The sequence below is a fragment of the Gammaproteobacteria bacterium genome (genome assembly GCA_028817225.1).
Lineage (GTDB): Bacteria > Pseudomonadota > Gammaproteobacteria > Poriferisulfidales > Oxydemutatoraceae > Oxydemutator.
Genome location: JAPPQC010000042.1, coordinates 1 through 8,612 on the forward strand (window position 1 = coordinate 1; position 8,612 = coordinate 8,612).

Sequence of the window (8,612 nt, forward strand, 5' to 3'; positions counted from 1 at the left end):
GCTGCCTGGAGCATCAGCGGCAGCGGCGACAACCCGGCGCTTCCGTCGGACTTTGCCGACGCCGAAGGCAATCCGCTGAGCGAATACCCGTCCGGCGTCGCCATCATTGCGAACAGCGAGCGCTCGGTAACCATCACCGTGCCGACTGTTGATGACGATGAAGACGGCGGCGCCAGAACCTACACCGTCACCCTGAGCAACCCCGGTTTGAGCGCGAGACTCATCTCGCCGCTGTCGCAAAACGGCATCATCAACGACAATGACATGCTGCCGCTGAACATCCCGACCACGCCGACAACAGTGGCCGAAGGCACAACGGTTACCTTCACCGTCGTTCTCGGCGACGGCGAAACCCCCGCCGATGAAACCGCCCGCATCGTCTGGAGCATCAGCACCGGCACCGACGCGCTCAGCACAGTCACTCCGCAGGACTTTGCCGACGCCGAAGGCAACCCGATGGCCGATTTCCCGAACGGCGTCGCCGTCATCGAGCGCGGCTCAACCTTGACGACAGTCTCCGTGGCCACCTTCGACGACAACGCCAACGAAGCCACCGAAACCTACACCGTAACCCTCGGCGATCCGGCGCGCGCACCGCCCGCCATCCCGCTCGCCACAACCGGAACCGGCGTGCTTGCCTTCTCGTCCGCCACAACCGGAACCGTCACCAGCCGCACCGCTTTCGCCACCACCCGCACCGGCGCCATCAGCGACCACGCCGATGAAACCATCATAACCATCGCCGCCGACCAGAGCAGCGTGGACGAGGGCGCCATCGCCACCTTCACCATCACACTGTCCGGCGGCACGCCCACGGCGGAAATTGAAGTGCCTTTCACGGTGTCAGTAAGTGATGGCAGTCGTGACCGCGCCAACAACCCGCCCGACGGGCGCATCTACGGGACCGTGCAGCCGGGCAACGGCCGATATTTAATGCATTTCATGGCAGGCGACGACTTCGGCGCCACCACGGCGATATTGGCCGCCAACACCACCGGCACTGCCTCCGTTGTCATCACACTGACAATCACCGACGACGATCTTTTCGAGGATGCGGAAACCCTGCAAGTGCGCCTCGGCACACCGCGCATCCCGGCGGGCAGCGTGCGCCTCGGCGACGCGCGCAACGCGACCGTCACCATCAATGCCAGCGACCCGCTGTCTGTACGCACGATTGCGCTCGACGAGGTGGCGCCGGTGGATGAGGGCGAACCGGTGGAGTTCACGGTGCGTATTGGCGATGATGAGCCGATATCGGACGGCACAGTCAGCGTGGCGTGGACCATCAGCGCCAACGGCAGAACTCATCGTAGGTGGTGGCAGGATTCCAAAGAGTCCAGTGAACCGGCGGACTTCGCTGATTCCGAAGGCAATGCGCTTGACGCTTTCCCCGCTGGCACGGTGACCATCCCCGCCGGAAGACGCTCGGTTGTGGTCAGTGTGCCGACTTATGACGACGCAATCCATGACGATGATGGTGAGACTTTCAGGGTTACCATAAGCAATCCGAACGGCGGCGTGTTGTCAGCGCCCTTCTCGCGTGTTGGCAGGATTGAGGATCATTACCGGGATATCTTTGAAGTTCCCGTCCGTCGCCTCGACATTCCTGTGATTCCTGAACCGGCGGATGAAGGCGACGCTGTTCGTTTCACCATCACAGCCACCCATGATCCCCGGTACCGCATTTATTGCGGCCAGGAGCCGCATCCGTGTGTTCTTTTCTTGGACGGACAGATGAGCCAGGTAACAGGATTTCCGAGCCTGGCAAGACATAGATTGCTTTCCCACATGTACACCCGTAGTTGGGCCTTGCAAACTCCTTTCATACGCAAAGCTTCTGCCGGCACTATACTCGCACACTGGAGAATTCGCGGACGCGGCGCTAATCCGGCGGGTGCGCCGGACTTCTCCGGGGTTCCCTCTCGGTATGTTTATTCTGCCTACGGCTCCGTTGCAATTCCGCCCGATTCAAGTTCTGTCACAGTCACTGTGCCCGTTCTGGACGACGATTTGACAGAGGGGATTGAGAGTTACGAGATTGTCGTTGGTCTTGGTGCCGGGTGGACGTCAATCCGGGGGGACGAGAGTAATGTTCGGGCAGGTGGAATGGTAGCCGGCTCCATACATTGGTCTGCGGAAGTAACACAGTACGGCACCATCAACTCCAGCGACCCATTGCCGCCGCTGACCATCCCAACAACGCCGACAACGGTGGCCGAAGGCACAACGGTTACCTTCATCGTCGTTCTCGGCGATGGCGAAACACCTGCCGATGAAACTGCCCGCGTGGCCTGGAGCATCAGCACCGGCGCCGACGCGCTTAGCACGGTCACCCCGCAAGACTTCGCCGACGCCGAAGGCAACCCGATGAGCGACTTCCCCGGCGGCGTCGCCGTCATCGAGCGCGGCTCGACCTCAACGACAGTGTCCGTGGCCACCTTCGACGACAACGCCAACGAAGCCACCGAAACCTACACCGTAATCCTCGGCAACCCGGCGGGCGCAGACGCCGTCCCGTTCCCCTCGACCGGAATCGGCGCAACCATCACTCCGCTGCCCTCAACCTGGACCGGCGTCACACGCTTCGGCGCCACCACCCCGACCGCCACCGTCAGCCGCGCGGCCATCGGCACCACCACCCGCACCGGCGCCATCAGCGACCGCGCCGACGAAACCGTCATAACCATCAGCGCCGAGCAGAGCAGGGCGGAAGAAGGCGGGAGCGCCCGTTTCACCATCTTCCCCGAAGGCGGCGTGCGCACGGCGGATATCACAGTGCCCTTCACGGTAACAGGTGACCGCGCCGACGCCGGCCTCGTGATAGATCGCGGCCATCCCGCCGATGTTGAAGCCCACTGGTACTGGCGGGCAATAGGAGGATTCGGCGGCGAATTCACCACAAGAACATGGACGGTAACCACCGCCACCGCCCCCTCGTCATCCGGCGCGGTTGCCGGCGGCACACTGACAATCAGCGCCGCCACTTCCGCCGCCTGGATTATTCTGCCGATTGAAAACGACAACGACTTTGAACTCGCGGAAACCCTGCATGTCCGCCTCGGCACGCCGCGCACGACGGCGGGCGGCGTGCGCCTCGGCGACGCGCGCAGCGCATCGGTCGTCATTGAACCCAGCGACCGCAACATCACCGTCGGCTTTGTGCCGCACGCGGCCAACTCCGCGAATTGCGAGACCACATTTTGCGCCCGCGAAAGGGAGCGCCTCGCCGACCTGTGCGCCGCCGTTATCAGCCCGGCGTCATCGGCGCCGCTCGGCGACGCGCAAATCAGCCTCAGCGCGACCACCGTCCCCGGCAGCGCCGGAACCGGCGACTACACCGCCATCAACCGCCGCACCGTCGCCACACTCAACGATGACAACCGCCGCCGGTGCTTTACTGTCGCGCTGACCGACGACGCCAGCCCGGAAACCGACGAGACCTTCCGCGTCAATCTGGCAACGGCGCAAACCGCCGGAGTGGACAGCGTAACCGTGGCCCCCGATTCCGCCACCGTAACCATCCGCGACAACGACATCATCCGCGCCGGCTGGGCGCCGTTCTCGCGCACGCTGACAACGCGCGAGGGCGCCGGCGCGGTCACGCTGACCGCGGTCATCCTCAGTCCTGCGGCGGATGTGCCCATCACCAGCGGCGACTTCCGCCTCGTCGTCAACACCCGCAACCGCAGCGCCGCCGCGCCGGGCGACTTCACCCGCCTGGTCAACCATGCCATCACCCTCGGCGACACCGCGCGCAGCGCCACTGTGGTCATCCCCATCCATGACGACGCCGTCAGCGAGATGACAACGGAAACCTTCTCCGTCCAACTTGATTTTTCCGCGCAAGCACGCGAAGGGGGGAATGTCGTTCTGCAAGACAGGGCCGTCAGCGCCTTCGTTTCCATCGCGCCGAGTGACCCGCCGGTGCCCGAGCCGATGGTCAACGCAGGCAGCGACCAGGATGCGGTGGCCGAAAGCACCGGCACCGCCGCGGCTTCCAGCGCCACCACCGTCACCCTCAGCGGCACCGTGGCGCGCAACGCCAGCGACACCGGCAGCACATTGACATACCGCTGGGAGCAGGTCAGCGAAGACAGCACCGCCGCCACCGTCATCCAGCCTGGTGACGACGGCTACGCAGGCCCCATCACCGGCCCCACCGGCATCACCGACGAACTCATCGCCACCAGCGGCACCGGCGCCACCGCCGGCGCCACCACCGGCACCGCCGCCGTTTCCAGCGGCACCACCGCCGCCGCCACTACCGGCACCGCCACCGCGCCCATCGCAACCGTCGCGCGCTTCACCGCGCCGGATGTGCCGCGCAGCAGAACCTATTACTTCCGCCTGAGCGCCGCCGCCGCCAGGGCCGGCACCAGCAGCGGCACCGCCAGCGACATCGTCGCGGTAACGATAGACGATGTGGAACCGCCGCGGGCGGTGGCGTCGGCGGGCCGCGACAGCGTGATGGAAGACACCACCTCAACGCTGGTCGGCGCCGCCAGCGACCCGGACGGCGACACCGACCTGCGCTATGAATGGACGCAAAGCCCGGCGACGCCGGCGCTGAACATCGCCGGCACCGCGACGCCGGTGGTGTCATGGCCCGATGTAACGGCCAGCGGGCGCGGCAAGGTCTTCACGCTGACGCTGAGCGTAACCGACAGCCAGGGCCTGGTCGGCACCGACTCGGTCATCGTCATCGTCCGCGACGACGATGTAACGGTAACCATCGGCCCGGCGTCGCAGTCCGTCAAGGAGGGCGGCGACGCCGTCTTCACGGTAACGCTCACCGGCGGCATACCGGCGACGGACATCATCGTGCCGTACACCGTCCGCTCCATCGGCGGCGGCGTCACCGACGACGACTACATTGACGACAACCGCGGCAGTTTCACCATCGCCGCCGGCAGCGAAGGGCCGTACACTTTCACAATCCACACAAACAGGGACAATGTGCTGGAAAGCGAAGAAACCCTGATGATTACTCTCGGCACGCCGACAGTGGCGTCGCCGCGCAGGGTGCCCGCCCGTTCGGATGAGGCGGGCGCCGCCGGCGCCGGCGGTCTGGTCGGTGCAAGCGACGACAGTGGCGCAGGCGGCGCCGGTGGTGCAAGCGGTGCGGGTGGCGCAAGCGGCGCCGGCGGTGCGAGCGGCGCGGCTGGCGCAAGCGACACCCCGATGCAAGTCGGCGACCCGAGGCAAGCCGTTGTCACAATCGAGGACAACTCCTCCGTGCGCGTGCGGCTGCGCGTTTTCCTGCAGGGCGCCGTCATCATGGAGAACGAGGACACCCCGTAACCACCGCTTCCCCCGCGGCCATCACCCGGTTTCCGCGGGAGCATTCGCGCCCGCGCCGCGCGCAAACAACACAAGCACCGCAGAAAACCTGTCATCAATGACTTGTCATTCTTCAATACGCCCCCAATATCAAAGACCGCAAGGCCGGCCTCAATGCCGGTTTACACAGCAAATTCACATAACGAAAGGAGCGATAAAATGCCAAAAACAAAGACACTGCTGACCACAACGCTGGCCGCACTGCTGCTGCTGCCGGCGTCGCCGGGCCGCGCCGCCGACATCGTCGCCACCATCGCGCCGCTGCATTCGCTGGTGCAGGGCGTCATGGGCGACACCGGCGACGCGCACCTGCTGCTGCCGGCGTCGCAAACGCCGCACGGCGCGCACCTGAAGCCGTCGCAGGTGAAGGCGCTGCACGACGCCGGCATCGTCTTTTACATCGGCGACACATTCGAGACCTTTCTGAACAAAGCGTTCAAGACGCTGCCGGATTCGGTGCGCCGCGTCGCGCTGGCACGGGAAGTTGACACCGCGTCCGACGACCCGCACATCTGGCTCGACCCGCAAACCGCGTCGCGCCTCGCGCGCATCATCGCGCGCCACCTTGCCGACGCGGCGCCGCAAAACCGCGCAACCTATGAGGCCAACGCCCTCGCGCTGGCGTCGCGCCTTGCGGAACTCGATGAAAACCTGCGCCAACGCCTGGAGCCGGTGCGCGGACAGCCCTTTGCCGTCTTCCACGACGCCTACCATCACTTCACGAGCCGCTACGGTTTGTCGGTTGTCGCCGTGCTGTCGCCGGGCGGGCACGACCACCACCACGGCGGGCCGACCATCGCCCGCATCCGCGAAGTCAGCGAAATCATCCGCCGTGCCGGCGCCATGTGCGTGTTCCACGAACCGCAGTTTCCGGCGCGCGCGGTGCGCGCACTGAGCGAGGACCTCGACATCAACAGCGGCGCGCTCGACCCGCTCGGCGCCGGCCTTGAAACCGGCACCGGCCTGTATTTCCGCCTGCTCGAAAACCTCGCCGACGGCATCCGCAGCTGCCTCTTGAAGTGACGCCCGCACTCGGCAACATCGCCGCCGGCATTCCCGGTTGCCTCTTGAGGTGACGCGCACACTTGACAACATCGCCGCCGACGCCGCCAGCGCCGGCGGCGGCTTGCCGAGGTGACACCCCGCCCGCCATTGCTGCCCGGCGCGACGCTGGGTGTTTTCGGCGGCGGCCAGTTGGGGCGCATGTTCGTCACCGCGGCGCGCACGCTGGGTTACCGCACGGCGGTGTTCGACCCCGACCGCGACAGCCCCGCGGGCGCCATTGCCGACCTTCATCTCTGCGCCGACTATCCCGAAACCGCGGCGCTGACGGCCTTCGCGCGCGACTGCGACGCTGTCACCACCGAGTTCGAGAATGTACCGGCGGCGGCGCTTGAACACTTGCAGCGCACCGGCGTTGCGGTCTGCCCGGGCATCGAGCCGCTGTGCATCGCGCAAAACCGCATCACCGAAAAAAACTTCCTGCGCGACGCCGGCATCGCGACAACGCCGTTCGCCGAGGTGCACAGCGCCGCCGACCTCGCCGGCGCGTTCAAGCACCTCGCGCCGCCGCTGATTCTGAAGAGCGCGCGCTTCGGCTACGACGGCAAGGGGCAGGCGACGGTCGCCGACGAGCGCGAGGCGGCGGCGGCGTTCAAGGCGATGGGCGGCGTCGCCTGCATCGCCGAGCAGCGCGCCGACCTGGCCTGCGAACTCTCGGTCATTCTGGCGCGCTCGCGCGGCGGCGAGTGCGCCGTTTTCCCGGTCGCCGAAAACCGCCACCGCGACGGCATTCTGCACACCACATCGGTGCCGGCGTCGGCGCCGGACGCATTGCAGGACGAGGCGCGCGAGTTGGCCGTGCGCGCCGCCGCGGCGATGGATTACTGCGGTGTGCTCGCGGTCGAGTTCTTTGTCACGCGCGACGGCGCCTTGCTCGCCAACGAGTTCGCGCCGCGCCCGCACAACAGCGGCCATTACACGATGGACGCCTGCGCGGTGTCGCAGTTTGAACAGCAGGCGCGGATGATGTGCGCGCTGCCCGCGGGCGACACGCGCCTGCTGACGCCCGTCGTCATGGTCAACCTGCTGGGCGACCTGTGGCGCGACGGCGCGCCGCCGGCGTGGGACGCGCTGCTGTCCGAGCCGCGCGCGCGCCTGCACCTTTACGGCAAACGCACGGCGCGGCAAGGCCGCAAGATGGGGCACTTCTGCCTGCTCGGCGACGACCTCGCATCACTGCAACAACGCGCCTCACAAATCCACCGCGAGTTGTCCGGCAATGCCTGAGACCGCGTCTTTTCAGATTCCCCGGCGCGCCAACAAGGCATTGCGGCGGCGCGCCCTGTCATTTCACCGCAGGTTGTCCGGCGATGCCTGAAGCCGCGGCTTTCCGCATTCACCAGCGCGCTGGCGAGGCGTTTCGCGCCGGGCTTGAGCCGGTGCAATTCGCCGCGCCCGCCGCCGGCGAAGTCCTGATTGAAGTTCACTACTCCGGCGTCAATTACAAGGACGCGCTGGCCGGCGCCAACGCCGCGCCCATCCTCAGAACCAGCCCGCTGACCGGCGGCATTGACCTCGCCGGCGTCGTCATTGAAAGCGCCGCGCCCGGCCTCGCGGCGGGAACCGAAGTGCTGGTCAACGGCGCCGGTCTCAGCGAGACCCGCGACGGCGGTTATGCGCCGTACGCCGTCGTGCCGGCGGACATCGTCGTGCCCGTCACACCGCCGCTCGACATGCGCGGCGCAATGATCATCGGCACCGCCGGTTTCACCGCGGCGCTCGCGCTGGAACGCATGCAAACCAACGGCCAGCGCCCCGAACACGGCCCGGTCGTGGTAACCGGCGCGTGCGGCGGCGTCGGCGGCTTCGCCGTGCACCTCCTGTCAAGACTCGGCTACGAAGCCATCGCCTCGACACGCAACCCGAATTCGTCGCGCGATTACCTCGAAAAACTCGGCGCCGCGCGCGTCACCGGCGCGGTGCAGGCGCCCGCCGGCACGCTCGGCGCGGCGCAGTGGGGCGGGGCGATAGACAACCTCGGCGGCGAAACGGCGGCGGCGCTGCTCGCAACAACAAAGCCATGGGGCAATGTCGTCAGCATCGGCCTCGCGCAATCCGCGCAACTGCCGGCCACGGTGCTGCCTTTCATCGTCCGCGGCGTCAGCCTGCTCGGCGTCACCTCGGCAAACTGCCCGACGGCCTGGAAACGCCGCATCTGGACCCGCCTCGCCACCGACCTGTTGCCCCAATGCCTCGACCACATCCTCGCC

At 66.7% G+C, this 8,612-nt stretch carries 4 protein-coding genes; all 4 read left to right on the forward strand.

Going from position 1 to position 8,612, the window contains the following annotated elements:
- The coding region (locus tag OXU50_05770) for a hypothetical protein (GenBank protein ID MDD9869382.1) at positions 1-5,301 on the forward strand (5,301 nt) is incomplete at its 5' end.
- 198 nt (positions 5,302-5,499) lie between these two features.
- Complete coding sequence (locus tag OXU50_05775) at positions 5,500-6,363, forward strand: zinc ABC transporter substrate-binding protein (protein MDD9869383.1); 864 nt, start codon at positions 5,500-5,502, stop codon at positions 6,361-6,363.
- A gap of 111 nt (positions 6,364-6,474) precedes the next feature.
- Complete coding sequence (locus OXU50_05780) at positions 6,475-7,629, forward strand: 5-(carboxyamino)imidazole ribonucleotide synthase (GenBank protein MDD9869384.1); 1,155 nt, start codon at positions 6,475-6,477, stop codon at positions 7,627-7,629.
- A gap of 83 nt (positions 7,630-7,712) precedes the next feature.
- The coding region (locus OXU50_05785) for a YhdH/YhfP family quinone oxidoreductase (GenBank protein ID MDD9869385.1) at positions 7,713-8,612 on the forward strand (900 nt) is incomplete at its 3' end.

What these genes read in the sequence shown, in the direction of transcription:
- OXU50_05775 (MDD9869383.1), top strand. Translation starts at nt 5,500, where the DNA reads ATGCCAAAAACAAAGACACTGCTGACCACAACGCTGGCCGCACTGCTG.